The sequence below is a fragment of the Allonocardiopsis opalescens genome (assembly GCF_003002095.1).
GTDB classification, from domain to species: domain Bacteria; phylum Actinomycetota; class Actinomycetes; order Streptosporangiales; family Streptosporangiaceae; genus Allonocardiopsis; species Allonocardiopsis opalescens.
Map to the genome: position 1 here is coordinate 340,336 of NZ_PVZC01000008.1, position 17,528 is coordinate 357,863.

General features: G+C 75.9%; 15 protein-coding genes. 12 read left to right on the forward strand and 3 right to left on the reverse strand.

Annotation, left to right across the window (positions count from 1 at the left end):
- The first annotated feature begins 332 nt into the window (after window positions 1-332).
- The gene (locus CLV72_RS25220; RefSeq protein WP_106251102.1) at window positions 333-608 is read left to right on the forward strand and encodes an isoamylase early set domain-containing protein; all 276 of its coding nucleotides are present in this window, start codon (window positions 333-335) and stop codon (window positions 606-608) included.
- A 73-nt stretch (window positions 609-681) separates the two neighbouring features.
- Here the strand turns inward: CLV72_RS25220 and CLV72_RS25230 are convergent, their stop codons facing one another.
- Window positions 682-1,680, reverse strand: a complete 999-nt coding sequence (locus CLV72_RS25230) for a Gfo/Idh/MocA family protein (protein ID WP_106251105.1) — start codon at window positions 1,678-1,680, stop codon at window positions 682-684.
- 413 nt (window positions 1,681-2,093) lie between these two features.
- On the opposite strand from CLV72_RS25230, the gene CLV72_RS25235 reads away from it, so the two are divergent.
- The 3 genes from CLV72_RS25235 to CLV72_RS25245 all read left to right on the forward strand — a co-directional run bounded on the left by CLV72_RS25235 (window position 2,094) and on the right by CLV72_RS25245 (window position 4,550).
- Window positions 2,094-3,056, forward strand: coding sequence for a 3'-5' exonuclease (locus tag CLV72_RS25235; RefSeq protein ID WP_170141105.1), 963 nt, complete (start codon window positions 2,094-2,096; stop codon window positions 3,054-3,056).
- A 118-nt stretch (window positions 3,057-3,174) separates the two neighbouring features.
- Complete coding sequence (locus CLV72_RS25240; protein ID WP_106251110.1) at window positions 3,175-4,185, forward strand: DUF559 domain-containing protein; 1,011 nt, start codon at window positions 3,175-3,177, stop codon at window positions 4,183-4,185.
- 56 nt (window positions 4,186-4,241) lie between these two features.
- Window positions 4,242-4,550 carry a hypothetical protein gene (locus tag CLV72_RS25245; protein ID WP_106251112.1) on the forward strand — a complete coding sequence of 103 codons (309 nt, stop codon included), beginning with the start codon at window positions 4,242-4,244 and terminating at the stop codon, window positions 4,548-4,550.
- Here the strand turns inward: CLV72_RS25245 and CLV72_RS25250 are convergent.
- Window positions 4,547-4,963, reverse strand: coding sequence for an SRPBCC family protein (locus CLV72_RS25250; protein ID WP_106251114.1), 417 nt, complete (start codon window positions 4,961-4,963; stop codon window positions 4,547-4,549). The genes CLV72_RS25245 and CLV72_RS25250 overlap by 4 nt on opposite strands.
- Window positions 4,964-5,096: 133 nt before the next feature.
- Between CLV72_RS25250 and CLV72_RS25255 the strand changes: the two genes are divergently transcribed.
- The 3 genes from CLV72_RS25255 to CLV72_RS25265 all read left to right on the forward strand — a co-directional run bounded on the left by CLV72_RS25255 (window position 5,097) and on the right by CLV72_RS25265 (window position 8,308).
- The gene (locus CLV72_RS25255) at window positions 5,097-5,702 is read left to right on the forward strand and encodes a CGNR zinc finger domain-containing protein (protein WP_106251116.1); all 606 of its coding nucleotides are present in this window, start codon (window positions 5,097-5,099) and stop codon (window positions 5,700-5,702) included.
- Window positions 5,703-5,841: 139 nt separating this feature from the next.
- The gene (locus CLV72_RS25260) at window positions 5,842-6,819 is read left to right on the forward strand and encodes a type IV toxin-antitoxin system AbiEi family antitoxin domain-containing protein (RefSeq protein WP_106251118.1); all 978 of its coding nucleotides are present in this window, start codon (window positions 5,842-5,844) and stop codon (window positions 6,817-6,819) included.
- Between the two features lie 202 nt (window positions 6,820-7,021).
- Complete coding sequence (locus CLV72_RS25265) at window positions 7,022-8,308, forward strand: endonuclease/exonuclease/phosphatase family protein (RefSeq protein ID WP_106251120.1); 1,287 nt, start codon at window positions 7,022-7,024, stop codon at window positions 8,306-8,308.
- Between the two features lie 24 nt (window positions 8,309-8,332).
- On the opposite strand, the gene CLV72_RS25270 is transcribed toward CLV72_RS25265, so the two are convergent.
- Window positions 8,333-9,292, reverse strand: a complete 960-nt coding sequence (locus CLV72_RS25270; RefSeq protein WP_106251122.1) for a bile acid:sodium symporter family protein — start codon at window positions 9,290-9,292, stop codon at window positions 8,333-8,335.
- Between the two features lie 206 nt (window positions 9,293-9,498).
- Between CLV72_RS25270 and CLV72_RS25275 the strand changes: the two genes are divergently transcribed.
- From CLV72_RS25275 to CLV72_RS25295, 5 genes are all read left to right on the forward strand, one after another.
- A complete protein-coding gene (locus CLV72_RS25275) occupies window positions 9,499-10,845 on the forward strand; it encodes an SWIM zinc finger family protein (RefSeq protein ID WP_106251124.1) in 1,347 nt (448 codons plus the stop codon).
- A 363-nt stretch (window positions 10,846-11,208) separates the two neighbouring features.
- Window positions 11,209-12,777, forward strand: a complete 1,569-nt coding sequence (locus tag CLV72_RS25280; protein ID WP_106251127.1) for a DUF5691 domain-containing protein — start codon at window positions 11,209-11,211, stop codon at window positions 12,775-12,777.
- The gene (locus tag CLV72_RS25285; RefSeq protein WP_106251129.1) at window positions 12,774-13,904 is read left to right on the forward strand and encodes an ATP-binding protein; all 1,131 of its coding nucleotides are present in this window, start codon (window positions 12,774-12,776) and stop codon (window positions 13,902-13,904) included. Before CLV72_RS25280 ends, CLV72_RS25285 begins: the two co-directional genes overlap by 4 nt.
- A 37-nt stretch (window positions 13,905-13,941) precedes the next feature.
- Complete coding sequence (locus CLV72_RS25290) at window positions 13,942-16,353, forward strand: DUF5682 family protein (RefSeq protein WP_106251131.1); 2,412 nt, start codon at window positions 13,942-13,944, stop codon at window positions 16,351-16,353.
- Complete coding sequence (locus tag CLV72_RS25295; protein ID WP_245930431.1) at window positions 16,350-17,528, forward strand: VWA domain-containing protein; 1,179 nt, start codon at window positions 16,350-16,352, stop codon at window positions 17,526-17,528. Before CLV72_RS25290 ends, CLV72_RS25295 begins: the two co-directional genes overlap by 4 nt.

Sequence of the window (17,528 nt, forward strand, 5' to 3'; positions counted from 1 at the left end):
GTGCGTAGGTGGCTGTACGCCCGGGTGCCGGGCCCAGGGGCCGGTCACGCGGCGGGCCCCCGCCGCGGCGGGGCGATACGCAAGGGGCAGCGTAATGAACCCGCCTTGAAAGAAGTTCGAAGATCCCGGCGGCCGCCGGGCTCGCTCCGCCGCGCGCCGCCCGCCGGGCCGGGGCCCACCGGGGCCCGAATACACATCAACGGGCATACACCGGATTTCCTCCGCACATGTGCGGACTTGCCGCGAGTCTGATTCACAAATGCGCTGCCGAGGGCCGCCCATTGCTGATAATCGGCGTTGGCTTCGTGAAGCCGCACACCATGGGAGAGGCAATGATCAAGCGCGGTAAGCCCACCAAGACCGGCCAGGTCAAGTTGACGTTCGCGCTGCCGAAGGGCAGCGACCCCGTCTCGGTCGTGGGCAATTTCAACGAATGGAACCCGTACGCCCATCCGCTGGTGGACCGCTCCAACGGAACCCGCAGCGTGACGGTCGACGTCCCCGCCGGCTCGACGGTGCATTTCCGCTACCTCGGCCACGACGGGTACTGGTTCGACGACGAGACGGCCGACCACCACGACCACCAGGGCGGCCGCATCCACACCTGAAGACGCGGCCGCCCGGGTACGCCCGTGCCCCGCCGCCTCCCGGGCGCGGGGCTCGGGCGCTCCCGAAGCGGTGTCAGCCCGTCTCCACCAGGCCGTCGCGCGGCCACAGCCCGGCCGCGCGGTAGATCTCGTCGATGACGCGCATATTGGCCGCGCCGTCGCGGGGGCCGGTGAGGACGGGCGTCCCCGACTCGACCGCGTCGGCGAAGGCGCGCAGCTGGTAGGCGTAGGTGGGCGCCGGGCTGAAGCGCTCTCGCCTGCGCACGCCGTCGACGGTGACGGCGAAGCCGTGCCCGAACTGCGGCGCGAGGTAGTTGGTGACGTTCAGCTCGCCGCGCTCGCCGACGGCTCTGGCGTGGATCGACAGCAGCCGGTGCGACCACATCGACGCCTCGATGCCCCCCGTAGAGCCGTCGGAGAAGGTGAACTCGGCGCTCATGGCCCGGTCGACGCGCGGGTCGCGCAGCTGCGCCTGCGCCCCGGCCACCGTCGGCTCGCCCGAGCCCAGCAGCCTCAGCACGTGCACGGCGTAGCAGCCGGCGTCCATCGTGGCGCCTCCGGCCAGCGCCGCGTCGTAGCGGATGTCGTCGAACAGCGGCAGCGGGATGCACATGGACGCCTCCACGCGGTGCACCTCGCCCAGCTCCCGCAGCTCGTGCACGATCTCGTACATCCGCGCCGCGAGCGGGTGGTACCGGTAGTGGAAGGCCTCCATCACCACCAGGCCGGTCTCCTCGGCCGCCTCGGCGACGCGCTCCGCCTCCGCGGCGTTGGCGGCCAGCGGCTTCTCGCACAGCACGTGCTTGCCAGCCCGCAGCGCCGCGATGGTCCACTCCGCGTGCAGCGCGTTGGGCAGCGGGTTGTAGACGGCGGTGACGGCGGGGTCCTCGAGGAGTTCGGCGTAGGTGTCGTGCACGACGGGGATGCCGTGCCGCGCCGCGAAGGCCTCGGCCCTGGAGCGGTCGCGGGCGGCCACCGCGTGCACCTCCACCCGCTCGGTACGGGCGGCGGGCCGCAGCACCGCGAGGGGGGTGATCCTGGCGGCGCCCAGGACACCGATCCGAACGACCATGTGGCTTCCTTCCTCGTCACGCGATTCGTGCTCTCGCCCGTCCGACGCGGAGGGGGCGCGGGCCGCTCCCGTCCGGCGCCGGCGGCGCACGGCGCGGCCCGGGCCGGTCGGCCGGGACGGCGCCCGGCCCCGGGCGCCAGCATCTCACGCACCCCTGGCGCCCGCCGGGGCAGGCCGGGGCCGTTTCGCGAAGCCCGATTCGCACGAGTCCGTTCCCATGCCAACGAAAACCGAATCGGGTGCCGAATTGGCTCGTCTTTCACATAATGGATACTTTTCTCCTTTTCCGTCCGCCGCTCGTGCGCTAAGATCCACTTCTGGTGATCAGTGCTTCTCGCGGGCAAGGGGCGGGCCCGGTCGGTACTGATGTGCACAGGGGTGGGATGCCGATGTCGGGATATGCCGTCGTTGCCGTGGAGACCACGGGGATATCGCCGGCAGGTGAGCACGGCGTCACCGAGATCGCCGTGATCCACGTGAACGCGTACGGACAGCCCGGCGACGAGTGGTCCACCCTCGTCGAACCGGCCGGCCCCTCCGCCCGGATGCCCGTCGCGTCCCCGGCCGGGCCGCACCGGACGCCTCCCCCGTTCGCCGCGATCGCCGGCGACCTCGCCGGACTGCTGGCCGACCGCGTGGTCGTCGCGCACAACCTCGACTTCTGCGTGCGCTTCCTGGTCGCCGAGTACGACCGGCTCGGGATCGACGTACCGCTGGAGACCGGTACGGGCCTGTGCACGCTGCGGATGGCGCGCGAGTTCCTGCCCGAGGCCGGGCGCTCGCTGCGCGCGTGCTGCGCCGCGGCGGGCATCGAGCACCACGGCGTGCACCACGCCCTGGCCACCGCCAGGGCCACCTCGGGCCTGCTCAGGCACTACCTGGAGCTGGCGCCCGCGCCGCCGCCGTGGGCGCAGCTGCTGCGCACCAGCAGGCTGCTGCGCTGGCCGCGGCTGCGGCGCAACGGCACCCCGCCGGTGCACCGCGGGGAGGTCCGCGCCGAGGCGGCGCACGCGCTGAGCCGACTCGTGGACCGCCTGCCGCGCGGCGAGGAGCCGCCGGACCTGGACCCCTACCTCGACCTGGTCGACCACGCGCTCGTCGACCCGCACATCAGCGCGGACGCCGACGCCCTGGACGACACGGCGCGCTACCTGCGGGTGAGCGGCACGGCGCTGGCGACCGCGCACCGCCACTACCTGTCCGCGCTGGTCAGGCAGGCGTCGGCCGACGGAGTGCTCGCCGACGCCGGGCGCGAGGACCTGGTGCGCGTCACCGAGCTGCTGCGGATCGACCGCGCCGCGCTCACCGACGCCGTGGCGCGGGCCCGGTCCGGCGCCGGCGGCGAGCCCGTCGGACCGGGCGGCACCCGCCCGTAGCCCTCGCTCCGGCACCGCGCAAGCCCCACCGGGCGCTTGTGGACGGAGGCGCACCGCCGCCCGCCGCCTGTGGACGGCCGGTGTCGGTGCGCGCCGTGGTGGCGGCACGCTGGTCCGCATGCGATCGCAGCCGCCCGGTGTCCCGGGCTCCCTTGCCGCCCTCCCGCCCGGCGTCCCCGCGCAGCTGGCCGCCGGCCCGTTCCGGGGCACCGACGCCGTGCGCGCCGGGCTGCTCACCCGCGCCCGGCTGAACGGGCGCACCTGGCGCCGCCTGCACCGCGACGTGTACGTGCTCGCGTCGATCCCCGACGACCTCCGGCTGCGCTTACGAGCGCTCGCGCTGGTCCTGCCGCCCGACGCCGTCTTCGGCGGGCGCACCGCCGCGGCGCTGCACGGCGTCGACCTCGGCGGCCCCGCGGAGCCCGTCGACGTCCTCGCGCCGCACCGCCGCGGCCGCGACGGCCCGGGCTACCGGCTGCGCCGCGCCGAACTCGGCGACGTCGACGTGGTGGAGGTCCACGGTGTGCGGGCCACCTCGCCGCTGCGCACGGCCTTCGACCTCGGCCGGCGCGCGGGCGCCGGGCGGCGCGAGCTGATCGAGGCGGTCGTCGCCCTCGACGGCCTCGCCCGCCGGGGCGTCACCCCCGGCCGCCTGCTCGCCTACGGCGAGCGGCCCGCCCACCGGGGCCGCCGGGGCCTGCGCGGGCTGCGCGCGGTCGCCGGATACGGCGAACCGAGAAGCGAGTCGGCGGGCGAGACCCGGCTGCGCATGGTCCTCGTGCTGGCCGGGCTGCCACGGCCGCACGCCCAGGTGCCCGTGTACGGGCCCGACGACCGCATCGTCGCCCGCGTCGACCTCGCCTACCCCGACGAGCGGCTGGCGGTGGAGTACGACGGGCGCCAGCACCGCGACACCTGGGTCAGCGACGCGCGCCGGCGCAATCTGCTCATCACCGCCGGCTGGCGGCTGCTCACCTACACCGCGAGCGACGTGTTCGACGCCCCCGACCGGATCGCCCGCCAGGTGCGGGCCGCGCTGGCGAGCGTTTCCGGTTCCGGGACCGCGCACCCGCTACCGGGCGTAACCTGGACAGTCGGTGGGCTCGATCGCGGCGGTGTCCGTGCGTGACGGGCCCCGCGCGCTGTCCCTGTCGGCGCGTCCGTACCCGAAAGAGGCGTTGCTCCATGGACCTGATGCCGATCCTGACGATTGCCATCCCGGTGGCCGCCGTGCTGCTGGTGATCGGCGGCGTGATCGCCTTCGTGCTCGACCGGAGGCAGCGCGCCGAGTTCGACAGCGAGGGCTGGGGCGAGGAGCGCTACAACGACGAGCACGAAGACGAGCCGGAGCCGCACGAGGGCATGACCCACATCCGCAGCCAGATGGAGGCGTCGCGGCAGGGCGGCCGGCGGCGTCGCGGCTCCCGTCGGCGCGACCGCGCCGAGGAGGAGTACGACGACGAGTACGACGACGAGGAGGACCCCCGCCGCTAGGCGCGATCGGCCTCCAGAGCCGCGGCCAGCCGGTCCACGACGCCCTTCCAGTGCTCGCGCTGGCGGGTGCGCTCGGCCGCGTCGGCGAGCCATTCCTGGTGGAAGTGCACCGCCGTCCGCTCGCCTGCGCCGCTCAGCGCCACTTGCAGGGTGGTGTCGTGCGACCAGCCGGGCGGCCGCCAGGTGAGGCGGATGCGGTCGTTCTCCCGGTAGCTGCGCACCTCTCCCCGGGTGCCGTCCGCGGTGGTGTAGGGCGCGCCGCGTTCGGGGGTCAGCCGGGCGCCGTCGCCCAGCCAGAGGGCCAGTCCGCCGGGGCTGGTGAGCAGCCGCCACACTCGCTCGGCCGGGTGCGGCACCGTACGCGAGACCCCGATCTGGTAGCCCACGTCCCTGGTGCGGCCTACTTCTCTCATCGCCGTCCTCCTCGGTCGTGCCGTCCCACTGCCCGTGCGGCCGTCCACCGCACGCCTGATGCTCCGCGCTCTTCTTGCTTCCGCCGCATCCCGGGCGTCGGCCCGGGTTCATGTAACCGTTTATACTAGTTACATGATCGGCTCCGCGAACTCCCTGCTGATGCACAAGCCGGAAGAGGGCGTCACCTGGCGCTTCGACCCCGGTGCGCTGCCGCTGGAGCTGATGGTCACCGGCGGCCCCGGCGCCCTGGAGCGCTTCGAGATGCTGCACGAGCCCGCCGACCTCGCGTCGTGGGCCGCGCTGTCGCGGCTGCGGCTCGACCCGGCGGGTGTCGAGGTCACCGCCGGCCAGCTCGACGCCGTCCGCGCGCTGCGCGCCGCGCTGTGGCGGCTGGCCCCCGACCTCGCGCACGGAAGGCCGGCCGACCCGGAGGCGACGGCCGTGCTGAACCGCGCCGCCGAGGGGGCGCCGCTGGTACCTCAGATCGGACCCGACGGCGGCGCGCGGTGGGCGCGTCCGGCCGACGGCGGGCAGATCCTGTCGACCATGGCCCGCGACGCCGTGGAGCTCTTCACCGGTCCGCTGGCCGGGCGGGTCAGGGAGTGCGCGGCGCACGACTGCCCGCTCGTGTTCGTCGACGCCTCCCGGCCGGGCCGGCGGCGCTGGTGCGCGATGGAGCGGTGCGGCAACCGCGCGAAGGTCCGCGCGTTGCGCGCGCGCCGCGGCGACCAGGACTGACCTCCGCCCGCCGGTACACGGGGAGCACCGGCGCACTCTGTCAAGTCGCAGCCGCGGCTCCCTGTGGACGGAGGCCGCTTATCCACAGACGGCGCCGCGGCCGTGGCGGCGCGGCGGGGCGCTGAGCAGAGTGGACGCCATGAGCGAGCACACCGTTCCCCCTCTCCGTCCTGTTCCCGATCTCAGCCCGGCGGCCCGCGGGCAGGCCTCACCGCTGGACCGGGCCCGCGCCCACGCGCAGCAGCAGCACGGCGTCCTCAGCCACCAGCAGGCGCGCGCCGACGGCGTACCGGCCGCACTCATCCGCTCCCTGGTCCGGCGCGGCGTCTGGCAGCGGCTGTACCGGGGCGTGTACCTGCTGAGCGCCCAACGGCGCCAGGGCGTGTCCCCGCAGGCGCGGGCCATGGCCGTCGTGCTGGCGCTCGGCGACCGCGCCGCCGTGGTGGGCCCCACCGCCGCACGGCTGTGGGACCTGCCCGTGCCGCCGGAGCCCGAGGGCACCGTCCACGTCGCCACCGCGTCGGGCACACCCACGGCACGGTTCGGCTGCGGCATCGTCCGCCACTTCTGGCGGCTCCCCGAGCCCGAGGTCACCCGGCTCGGCGGCATCAGGCTCTCCACCCCCGAGCGCACGATCCGCGACACGGTGCTGCTGACCGACCGCGGCGGCGCGATCGCGCTCGTGGACGCCGCCCTGCACCGGCGCCTCGTCGACCGCCGCGCGCTCGCGGAAATGCGCGCGGCCAACGCCGGACGACCCGGAGCGCGGCAGTGCCAGGACTGGTGGGCGCTGGCCGACGGCCGCGCGAGCAGCCCAGCCGCCACCGCCCTGCGGCTGATCTGCGCCGACGCCGGCATACCCGCGGACACCCTCGCCGTCCCCGTACAGGACCGCGCGGGGACCGTGCTCGGTGTGGCCGACCTCGGCTGGCGGCAGGCGGGCCTGCTCGCCGCGGTGTCCGATACACCGCCGGCCTGGCTTGACCGGCCGCCCGCTCCGTGGCGGCACGCGCTGCACTTCTCCGCGCACGCCCTCACCCGTCCGACGGAGGTCGCGAGCCGGGTGGCGCGGGCGTGCGGCGCCCGAGGCCGCCCCGTCCTCCGGATCGCGGCATGACGGCCCGCGGCGTGACGGACGGCCCCACCGCGTCCGGTCCCCGCACGTCGGAGCCGCCGGGCCCAGGGGCACGGGCCGGGCCGCGCTCCGGGCCGGCGCCGCCGCCGCTGCCGAGTTCACCCTCCGGCGGTCCGCAGGACGGCTGCGGTTACCGATTCTGCGCTAGATAATGATCGCCACCCCTCCCCCGCCCCGGAAGTCGATGATGTCCTCTCCCCGCCGTTCCCGCCTGCTCATGCTGACCGCCGGAGTGCTCCTCGGCGCGCTGGCCCTGGGCGCCGCCCCCGCCACCGCCCAAGGCGGCGACCGCCCTGGCGACCCCGCCGCCCCCGAGTCGGTCGGCGCCTCCGACGTCCGCTTCGCCACCTTCAACGCCTCGCTGAACCGCGCCGCGGAGGGCGAACTCGTCGCCGACCTGTCCGGGCGCGACGACCAGCAGGCCCGCACGGTCGCCGAGATCATCCAGCGCGCCCGGCCCGACGTGCTGCTGGTGAACGAGTTCGACTACGACGCCCGCGGCGAGGCGGCCCGCCTCTTCCAGCGCAACTACCTGTCCGTCGGCCAGGGCGGCGCCCGGCCGATCACCTACCCGTTCCGCTACGTCGCGCCGAGCAACACCGGTGTGCCCTCGGGATTCGACCTCAACAACGACGGCCGCACCGTCACGGAGCCGGGCGCCGCCGGCTACGGCGACGACGCGCTCGGCTTCGGCGCCTTCCCCGGCCAGTACGGCATGGTCGTCTACTCGCGGTACCCCATCGACCACGACGACGTCCGCACCTTCCAGCGGTTCCGCTGGGCCGACATGCCGGGCGCGCTGCTGCCCACCGATCCCGCGACCGGCGAGGACTGGTACTCCGCCGAGGAGCTGGCGGCGCTGCGGCTGTCGTCCAAGAGCCACTGGGACGTGCCGATCCGCATCGGCCGCCGCACCGTGCACTTCCTGGTCAGCCACCCGACTCCGCCGACCTTCGACGGGCCCGAGCGCCGCAACGTCGCACGCAACCACGACGAGATCCGGCTCTGGTCCGACTACGTCCGGCCGAGCCTGAGCGATTACATCTACGACGACGAGGGCCGCTACGGCGGGCTGCGCGCCGGAGCCGACTTCGTGATCGCCGGCGACCTCAACGCCGACCCCGCCGACGGCGACGGCCACCCCGAGGGGATCAGCCGGCTGCTGACCAACCCGCGGGTGAACGACCACCGGCCGCCGAGCAGCGAGGGCGGCGCGGAGGCCGCCCGGCTGCAGGACGGCGCGAACCTGCTGCACGAGGGCGACCCCGCCCGCGACACCGCCGACTTCGCCGACGAACCGGGCCCCGGCAACCTGCGGGTCGACTACGTGCTGCCGTCGTGGGGGCTGCGGATCACCGGCAACGGCGTGTTCTGGCCGGTCTCCAGCAGTCCGCTGTCCAGACTGACCGGCGTGTACCCGTTCCCCAGCTCCGACCACCGGCTGGTCTGGACCGACGTGCGGGCGCGCTGAGCCGGTGGGCGCGGGCGGCCGGGGTCAGCGCTCCTCGGCCGCCGCGGCCGGCTCGTCCATGGCGGGCCGCCGCGCCCACCACGACGCCACCGCCGCGCCCGAGAGGTTGTGCCAGACGGAGAAGATCGCGGCGGGCAGCGCGGCCAGCGGGGTGAAGTGCACGGCCGCGAGGCTGGCGGCCAGCCCGGAGTTCTGCATGCCGACCTCCACACTGATGGCGCGCCGCCCGGCCTCGCCGATCCCGGTGAGCCGCGCCGCCAGGTAGCCGAGCACCATGCCGAAGCCGTTGTGCAGCGCGACGGCCGCGATCAGCACGATGCCGCTGGTGCGCACCGCGTCGGCGTTGGCGCCCACCACGGCGGCGACCACCACCACGATGCCGACCACGGACACGATCGGCAGCAGCGGCAGCACCCGGTCGACCAGCCGCGTCGCGATGGCGCGCACCACCACACCGGCGACCACCGGCACCAGCACGACCTGGAGGATGGAGACCAGCAGCCCGGACGCGTCCACCGGCAGCGTCGAGCCCGCCAGCCAGAGCACCAGCAGCGGGGTGAGGACCGGGGCGAGCAGGGTCGACAGCGAGGTCATGGCCACCGACAGCGCGACATCGCCCTTGGCCAGGTAGACCACCACGTTGGAGGCGGTGCCGCCCGGCGACGAGCCGACCAGCACCATGCCCACCAGCAGTGCCGCCGAGAAACCGAAGGCGGTGCCGATGCCCCAGCCGAGAAGCGGCATGAAGGCGTACTGGGAGACCAGCCCGACCAGGACGGCGAGGGGGTGCCTGGCCACCACCGCGAAGTCCGCGGCGCGCAGGGTCAGGCCCATGCCGAACATGATCACCCCGAGCAGCAGCGGCACCTGGGGTGCGAGCAGGGCCGCCGGCCCGGGGACGAGTAGTCCGACGACCCCGCCGAGCAGCACCAGCAGGGCGAACCAGCGGGCGACGAAGTCGGCGACACGGCGCAGGGCGGTCACGGTGCCTCTTCTCGGTTCGGGCCCGCGCCGCCTGAACCGGACGGCCGGGACACTCGGGGCCTATCGACCCCACGATGATCGCTCCCGGACCTCCGCGACACAAACGGGATGCCGCGCGACACTGCCGAACACCCAGGTGGAGGCCGGTTTCGGCCGAATGTCCGGACCGCCGCGAAATGTCAGTGGCCGCCGCTACTGTCACGCTTGTGACCGAGCGATGGAAGACCGACGACGTGCTCGCACTGGCCCCTGACGCCCCCTCCCGCAAAGCGGCCGAGAAGGTCGCCCGCCCGGCCGGCTGGCCGCGGACCGGCGCGGTGGTCGCGTCCGGTGGCGCGTCGACGCTGGCGCTGTGGGGCGAGTGCAAGGGCAGCGGGGCCAAGCCCTACCAGACCGCCGTCGACCTGGCCGGACCCGACGCCCCGGCCTACCGGTGCAGCTGTCCGAGCCGCAAGTTCCCGTGCAAGCACGCCATCGGCCTGCTGCTGATCTGGTCGCGCGACGGCCTGCCCGAGGTGGCGGAGGCGGCGGACTGGGCCCAGGAGTGGCTGGCCAAGCGCGGCGCCAAGGCCGAGCAGAGCGCCGCTCAGGCGCCAGCGTCCAAGGCGTCGGCGCCCGCGGACCCCGAGGCCGCCGCCCGCCGCGCCCGCCAGCGGGCCGAACGCGTCGAGGCCGGCCTGCGCGAACTCGACCTCTGGCTGCGCGACCAGGTCACCGAGGGGCTGGCCGGGCTGCGCCGGGCCGGCTACGGCCACTGGAACGGCATGGCCGCGCGGCTGGTGGACGCCCAGGCGCCCGGCGCGGCCGAGCGGGTGCGGTCGCTGGGCGAGGTCATGGCCGAGCCCGAATGGCCCGGGCGGCTGCTGGCGGAGTACGCGCTGCTGCACCTCCTGGTCCGCGCCCACGGCGCCGGGGACACCGTCGAGCAGCCGCTGCGCGACACCGTGCGCAGCCGGGTCGGCTTCCCGACCTCGCGCGAGGAGGTGCTGGCCGACGGACCCAGGGAGCGGGACCGCTGGCACGTGCTCGGCTGGGCCGACGCGCTCGCCGACCAGCTCGCCACCCGCAGGGTGTGGCTGCGCGGTGCCGCGAGCGGCCGCGGCGCGGTCGTCGTCTCCTTCGCGCCCGCCGGGCAGTCGCTCGACGGCTCGCTGCGGGTCGGCACCGTCGTCGACGCCGAGCTGGCCTTCTACCCGGGGTCGGGCGAGCGGCGCGCACTGGTCGCGCACCAGTACGGGGCCGAGCCGGGCGGGCCGCCGCCGGGCGGCCCGGTGCGCGAGGCGCTCGGCGGCTACGCCGAGGCGCTGGCCGCCGACCCCTGGCTGGAGCGCTGGCCGGTGGTGCTCACCGACGCCGTGCCCGCCCGCGACGGCGGCTGGTGGCTGGCCGATCCGAGCGGCGACGCGCTTCCGCTGCATCCGTCGGCGTCGCCGTGGGCGCTGCTCGCCGTGTCGGGGGGCATCGGGGTGACCGTCGCCGGGGAGTGGACGCCGCAGGGCCTGCACCCGCTCACGGTCTGGCCGCGCTCCGGCGCGCGGGTGCGACTCGGATGACGGCCCCCGCGCCCGGCGGCGCGCCCACGGCCTCCCTCCCCGCCCCTCCGGCCACCCCGAGGTGTCGCCGCCCGGCGGGCCAAAGCATCACCCGGTCCGCGAGCTTCAGTCGTGTCCTTCCCCCGCCCACCCTGGGGGCCTCCCCGACACCCATCCTTCCGTCCTGGGTTGTGCGGGAGAAGGGGTTACCGGGCGGTTGTGGATAAGTCGGCGGTGGTGGGCGGGGCTGTGGACAACGGCGGAGGCCGGCGGCCGGGATTCGGTTGAATCGCTGTGCGGGAACGCGCCGCCCGCGCTGAGGGCGGTGCGTGGTGGGCCCGGGTGGACCGGGTCGGTGGTGCTGAGCGGAGAGAGGTGGGTGCGGTGACGGACGAGGGAGAGGCGCCGCCCGGCGGCGTGGCGGCGGTGGAGGCCGGTGCCGGGGGCGGTTGGGAGGAGCTGGTGTCCAGCGCGCTGCTCGGCACCGACCGGCGGCCGGTGCCGCCGGCGGGCGAGCCGGCGGAGGAGGCGCCGGTCGACGATCCGGCGGCGGTGCTGCTGGAGCGGGCGGCGCCGGCGGTGGTGCGGCTGCGGGCCGGGCGGATGCCGGGGCGCGCGGCGCCGGTGGAGCCGGCGCCGCACGACGCGGGGCCGTTCGCGTCCGATGCGGCGGCCGCGCGGCTGGGCCGGATCCTCGGCGGAGAGCAGGCGGCCCTGCTGCCCGAATGGCTGGGGCTCGCCGCCGACCGCGGGCTCACCGTGCCGCCGCACCTGCTGCCCGACCTACTCGACCACGGCGCCCGCGACACCGGACTGCGGCCCGCCGTCGCGGCGGTCGCCGGCGCGCGGGGGCGCTGGCTGGCCGCGCTGAACCCGGCGTGGTCCTACTTCGCCTCGGTGGAGGTCACGGCCGGCGAACCCGGCGAGGTGTGGGAGTACGGCGCGCCCGGGCAGCGCGTCGCCTACCTCTCCGCACTGCGCGGGCGCGAACCCGCCCGGGCCAGGGAGCTGCTGGCCGAGGTGTGGGACAAGGAGCCCGCCGACCGCAGGAAGCGGCTGCTCCAGGCGCTGGAGATCCGCCTGTCCGCCGACGACGAGCCCTTCCTCGAAGAGCTGCTCAACGACCGCAGCTCCCTCATCCGCGCCCTCGCCCTCACCTTCCTGTCCCGCCTCCCCGACTCCGCGCTCGGCCGGCGCCTCATCCCGCACGCGCTGCGCGCGGTGCGTATCGACGGCGGCCGGTCGGCCGACCGGCGGGCGCGGCCCATCGTGGTGGTCGACCCCCCGCAGCGCCTCGACGACGGCCTCCGCCGCGACCTCAACCTCGGCCGCTCGGCCGGGCGCGGCACCGCCTCAGCCGAGCACCGGCGCGAGTGGCTGCACACCCTGATCACCTACACCCCGCTGAGCGCCTGGCTCGGCCACCTCGGCGACGACCCCGCGAGCGTCATGCACGCCCTGGTGAACGGCGCCGCCGAGCAGATGGACGTCATCGACGCGCTCGGCAACGCCGCCCTGGTCCAGCACAACGCCGACTGGGCGCGCGGCATGATCCCGTACCTGCTCGGCCCGCTCGGCGGCAATCCCGCTCTGCGCTCGCGGGGCGACTCACTGGTGCGGATCCTGCCCGCCGAGGAGCAGCGCGCCCGCACCGCCCAGCAGCTCGCGGCGGCCCCCGACACTACCCACGTGCTGAGCGCCGTGCAGGACCTCCGGGTGCCCTGGGGCACCGAGGTGGGCGCTCTCGTGCTCGAGAGGCTGCTCGCCGACCGCGCCAACACGGGCGAGTCCGCCTCCCTCGAACTCCACTCCCTGTGCCGGCTGGCGGCCCAGCGGCTCGACCCCGCCCTGCACAGCCGGATGCCGCCGCCGAACGCGGCCGCCGCAGACGTGATCCACCAGTTCGGAGCCACGCTCCGATTCCGCCTCGACATGCACCAGGAGCTTTCGTGACCTCTCCGGCCCCCTCCCCCACCGCCAACGGCTCGGCGCCCGGCGCCGACGCGGCGCTGCGGCCGCACGCGGAGCAGGCCTACGCCGCCGAACTCGCCGCCCTCGCCGCCGAGGACGACCGCCCGCGCCCGCCGGGATGGCGCCTGTCGCCGTGGGCCGTCACCCGCTACCTGCTCGGCGGCACCCTCGGCGACGGCACCGAGATCACCCCGAAGTACGTCGGCGCCCGCCGGGTGGTGGAGGTCGCGGTCGCCACCCTGGTCACCGACCGCGCGCTGCTGCTGCTCGGAGTGCCGGGCACCGCAAAGACCTGGCTGTCGGAGCACCTCGCCGCCGCCGTCAGCGGCGACTCCACCCTGCTGGTCCAGGGCACCGCGGGCACCGCCGAGGAGGCCATCCGCTACGGCTGGAACTACGCGCGGCTGCTGGCCGAGGGCCCCTCGGCCCAGGCGCTGGTGCCCAGCCCGATTTTCACCGCAATGGCCGAGGGGCGGCTGGCCCGCGTCGAGGAGCTGACCCGGATGCCCTCCGACGTCCAGGACGCGCTCATCACGGTCCTGTCGGAGAAGACCCTCCCGGTCCCCGAACTCGGCATCGAGGTGCAGGCCCAGCGCGGCTTCAACCTGATCGCCACCGCCAACGACCGCGACCGGGGGGTGAACGACCTCTCCAGCGCGCTGCGCCGCCGCTTCAACACGGTCGTGCTGCCGGTGCCGCAGTCCATGGAGGACGAGGTCGAGATCGTCAGCAGCCGGGTCGAGCAGCTCGGCCGCTCGCTGCAGCTGCCCGAGGTCCCGGCCGGGCTCACCGAGATCCAGCGGGTCGTCACCGTCTTCCGCGAACTGCGCGCCGGGGTCACCGCCGACGGCCGCACCAAGGTGAAGTCGCCCAGCGGCACGCTGAGCACCGCCGAGGCGATCTCGGTCGTCACCGGCGGTATCGCGCTCGCCGCCCACTTCGGCGACGGGGTGCTGCGGCCGGCCGACATCGCGGCCGGAATCCGCGGCGCCGTCGTGCAGGACCCGGTCTCCGACGGGGTGGTCTGGCGGGAGTACCTGGAGACGGTGGTGCGCGGCCGCGAAGGCTGGAGCGACTTCTACCGCGCCTGCCGCGAGGTGGCGAACTGATGCGCCCGGTCCCGGCGGCCCGTCGCGGAGGCGGCTGATGGCGGCGCGCGGCGGAGCCGACGACCGCGTCCACGTGCTCGGGGTGCGCCACCACGGCCCGGGCTCGGCGCGCGCGGTGCACGCCGCCCTGGTCCGGCTGCGGCCCGACGCGGTGCTGATCGAGGGGCCGCCGGAGGCCGACGCGCTGGTGGAGCTGGCCGCCGACCCCGACATGGTCCCGCCCGTCGCCCTGCTCGGCTACCGCGACGACGACCCCTCGCGTGCGGCCTTCTGGCCCTTCGCCGAGTTCTCGCCCGAGTGGCAGGCGCTGCGCTACGCCGTCACCCGCGATGTGCCGGTGCGCTTCTGCGACCTGCCCGCGGCGCACACCCTGGCCTGGGAGGCCGAGGCCGCGCCGGTCCCGGCCGCGGTGGACGCACCGGACGACCCGGAGGCCGAGGCGCCCGACGGCGCCGAGGACGACGGCGGCGCGGCGGAGGCCCGGGCCGCCCGAACCGACCCGATCGCGGTGCTGGCCCGCACGGCCGGCTACGACGACCCGGAGCGGTGGTGGGAGGACGTCGTCGAGCACCGCGACGACGGCGAGTCGCCCTTCCCCGCCATCGCCGCCGCCATGGAGGTGCTGCGCGAGACCGCCGAATCGGCGGGGCCGGGGCCCGACGACGCCCGGGAGGCGGCGCGCGAGGCGCACATGCGCAAGGTGCTGCGGGCCGCGCTGCGCGAGGGCTTCCAGCGGATCGCGGTGGTCTGCGGAGCCTGGCACGCCCCGGCGCTGCGCACGCTCCCGTCCGCGGCCGCCGACGCCGCGGCCCTGCGCGGCCTGCCCAAGGCCAAGGTCTCCGTCACCTGGGTGCCGTGGACCCACGGCAGGCTCGCCGCCGCGTCGGGCTACGGCGCCGGAGTCACCGCGCCCGGCTGGTACCACCACCTGTTCACCGCCGCCGACCGGCCGGTGCTGCGCTGGCTGACCGAGGCGGCGCGGCTGCTGCGCGAGGAGGACCAGCCGGTCTCGTCGGCGCACGTGATCGAGGCGGTCCGGCTCGCCGAGAGCCTGGCGGTGCTGCGCGGCCGTCCGCTGGCGGGGCTCAGCGAGGTGGCCGAGGCGACCACCGCCGTGCTCTGCGAGGGCGCGGAGGCGCGCGCCGCGCTGGTGCACCGGCGCATGGTGGTGGGCGAGCGCCTGGGCGAGGTCCCGGCCGCCACCCCCGCGCTGCCGATCCAGCGCGACCTGCGCGAGGCGCAGCGCCGGCTGCGGCTGCGCCCCGAGGCGACCGTCCGCGATATCGAGCTGGATCTGCGCAAAGACCTCGACCTCCAGCGCAGCAGGCTGCTGAACCGGCTGCTGCTGCTCGGGGTGCGCTGGGGCGCGCCCCGGCGCGGCGATCGGCGCAGGCGCGGCACCTTCGCCGAGACCTGGTCGCTCGCCTGGCAGCCGGAGTTCGACGTCGCGCTGGTGGAGGCCGGGCGCTGGGGCACCACGGTGGCCTCCGCGGCGGCCGCCCGGGTGCGGGAGCTGGCGGCCGAGGCCGCGCTGCCCGCGCTGACCCGGCTCACCGAGGAGTGCCTGCGGGCCGGGCTGGACGGCGCGCTGGGCGAGGTGGTGGCGGCGGTGAGCCGCCGCGCCGCGGTCGACACCGACATCACCCACCTGATGGCGGCGCTGCCGCCGCTGGCCCGGGCGCAGCGCTACGGCGGGGTGCGCCGGCACGACGCGTCGTCGCTGCGCGCCGTCACCGACGAGCTGCTCACCCGCGTCTGCGTCGGCCTGGGGCCGGCGCTGGCGGCGGCCGCCCCGGCCGGGTCCTCGGCGCGGCGCCCCGCGTCGGGCGGCGGCGCGACCGCCAAGGAGGCGGCCCGCACCGTCGAACTGGTCGACGGGGTGCACGCCGCCACCGGCCTGCTCGGCGAGGCCGACCGCTCCCGCTGGCTGGACACCCTGGCCGAGTGCGCCGCCAGGTCGGGGGTCGAGGGCCTGGTCGCCGGGCGGCTGCACCGGCTGCTGCACGATGCCTGCCGGCTGGGCGGCGACGAGCTGGTGGTGCGCTTCGGCCACGCCACCGCGGCGGCGGAGCCGCCGGCCCGCGCCGCCGCGTGGATCGAGGGCTTCGTCGGCGGTGCGGGGGCGGGCGGCGGGCTGCTGCTGGTGCACGACACCGAGCTGCTCGGCCTGGTCGACCGCTGGCTGAGCGGTCTGGGCGCCGACGCCTTCGGCGAGGTGCTGCCGCTGCTGCGGCGCGCCTTCGGCGCCTTCGCGCCGCCGGAGCGCCGCGCCATCGGCGAGCAGGCGCGGCGGCTGGGCGGCGGCCCGGCGGGGCGGACGGAGTCCGTCTCCGGCGGCCATCCGGTCGACGACGAGCGGGCCGCCCCGGCGGTGGCCACCGTGCTGCGGCTGCTGGCCCCGGCCGCCGCCTCCCCCGTGCCGAGTCCGAGCCTTCAGGAGAGTCGATGACCGTCACCGAGGACGAGCGGATGCGCCGCTGGCGGCTGGTGCTGGGCGGCGGCGCCGCCGACGGCACGGGCTGCGGCCTGGCGGGCGCGGACGCGCAGATGGACGCCGCGCTGGGCGCGCTCTACGACAGCGGCGGCGACGGGGCCGGCGGATCGGGCGCCCGCTCCGCCGGGCTCGGCACCTCCGCGCCCCGGGTGGCGCGCTGGCTGGGCGACATCCGCAGCTACTTCCCCACCTCCGTCGTCCAGGTGATGCAGGCCGACGCGATGGACCGCCTCGGCCTGTCCCAGCTGCTGCTCGAACCGGAGATGCTGGAGGCGGTGCAGCCCGACATCCACCTCGTCGGCACCCTGCTGTCGCTGAACAAGGTGATGCCGAACGCCGTCAAGGAGTCGGCGCGGTCGGTGGTGCGCACCGTCGTCGCCGACCTGGAGCGGCGGCTCTCCCAGCGCACCCGCTCGCTGGTGGGCGGCGCACTGGACCGCGCCGCGCGCACCAGCAGGCCGCGCCGGGCCGCCGACATCGACTGGGACCGCACCATCCGGCTCAACCTCCGCCACTACCTGCCCGACCGGGGCACGATCGTGCCGGAGCGGCTGGTCGGCTACGCGCGGCGCGGCCAGGGTGTGCAGCGCGATGTGGTGCTGGCCATCGACCAGAGCGGTTCGATGGCGTCCTCGGTCGTGTACGCGAGCGTGTTCGGCGCGGTGCTGGCCTCGCTGCGGACGCTGCGCACCTCGCTGGTGGTGTTCGACACCTCGGTGGTCGACCTCACCGACCAGCTCAGCGACCCGGTGGAGGTGCTGTTCGGCACCCAGCTGGGCGGCGGCACCGACATCAACCGGGCGATCGCCTACTGCCAGGGGCTGATCCGCCGCCCGTCGGAGTCGATCTTCGTGTTGATCAGCGACCTCTACGAGGGCGGCGTCCGCCAGGAGATGCTGCGCCGCATCTCGGCGATGACGGCGGCGGGCGTGCAAGTGGTGGTGCTGCTCGCGCTGTCCGACGAGGGCGCCTCGTCCTGGGACCGCGAGAACGCCGCCGCGCTGGCGCGGCTGGGCGTACCGGCCTTCGCCTGCACGCCCGACGCCTTCCCCGAGGTGATGGCGGCCGCGATCCAGCGCCGCTCCCTGGCGGAGTGGGTGGAGCGCGAGCGCGCCGCCGCCGACGCCTGA

What these genes read in the sequence shown, in the direction of transcription:
- CLV72_RS25220 (WP_106251102.1), top strand. Translation starts at nt 333, where the DNA reads ATGATCAAGCGCGGTAAGCCCACCAAGACCGGCCAGGTCAAGTTGACG.
- CLV72_RS25230 (WP_106251105.1), bottom strand. Translation starts at nt 1,680, where the DNA reads ATGGTCGTTCGGATCGGTGTCCTGGGCGCCGCCAGGATCACCCCCCTC.
- CLV72_RS25240 (WP_106251110.1), top strand. Translation starts at nt 3,175, where the DNA reads ATGCGATCGCAGCCGCCCGGTGTCCCGGGCTCCCTTGCCGCCCTCCCG.
- CLV72_RS25245 (WP_106251112.1), top strand. Translation starts at nt 4,242, where the DNA reads ATGGACCTGATGCCGATCCTGACGATTGCCATCCCGGTGGCCGCCGTG.
- CLV72_RS25250 (WP_106251114.1), bottom strand. Translation starts at nt 4,963, where the DNA reads ATGAGAGAAGTAGGCCGCACCAGGGACGTGGGCTACCAGATCGGGGTC.
- CLV72_RS25255 (WP_106251116.1), top strand. Translation starts at nt 5,097, where the DNA reads ATGATCGGCTCCGCGAACTCCCTGCTGATGCACAAGCCGGAAGAGGGC.
- CLV72_RS25260 (WP_106251118.1), top strand. Translation starts at nt 5,842, where the DNA reads ATGAGCGAGCACACCGTTCCCCCTCTCCGTCCTGTTCCCGATCTCAGC.
- CLV72_RS25265 (WP_106251120.1), top strand. Translation starts at nt 7,022, where the DNA reads ATGATGTCCTCTCCCCGCCGTTCCCGCCTGCTCATGCTGACCGCCGGA.
- CLV72_RS25290 (WP_106251131.1), top strand. Translation starts at nt 13,942, where the DNA reads ATGGCGGCGCGCGGCGGAGCCGACGACCGCGTCCACGTGCTCGGGGTG.
- CLV72_RS25295 (WP_245930431.1), top strand. Translation starts at nt 16,350, where the DNA reads ATGACCGTCACCGAGGACGAGCGGATGCGCCGCTGGCGGCTGGTGCTG.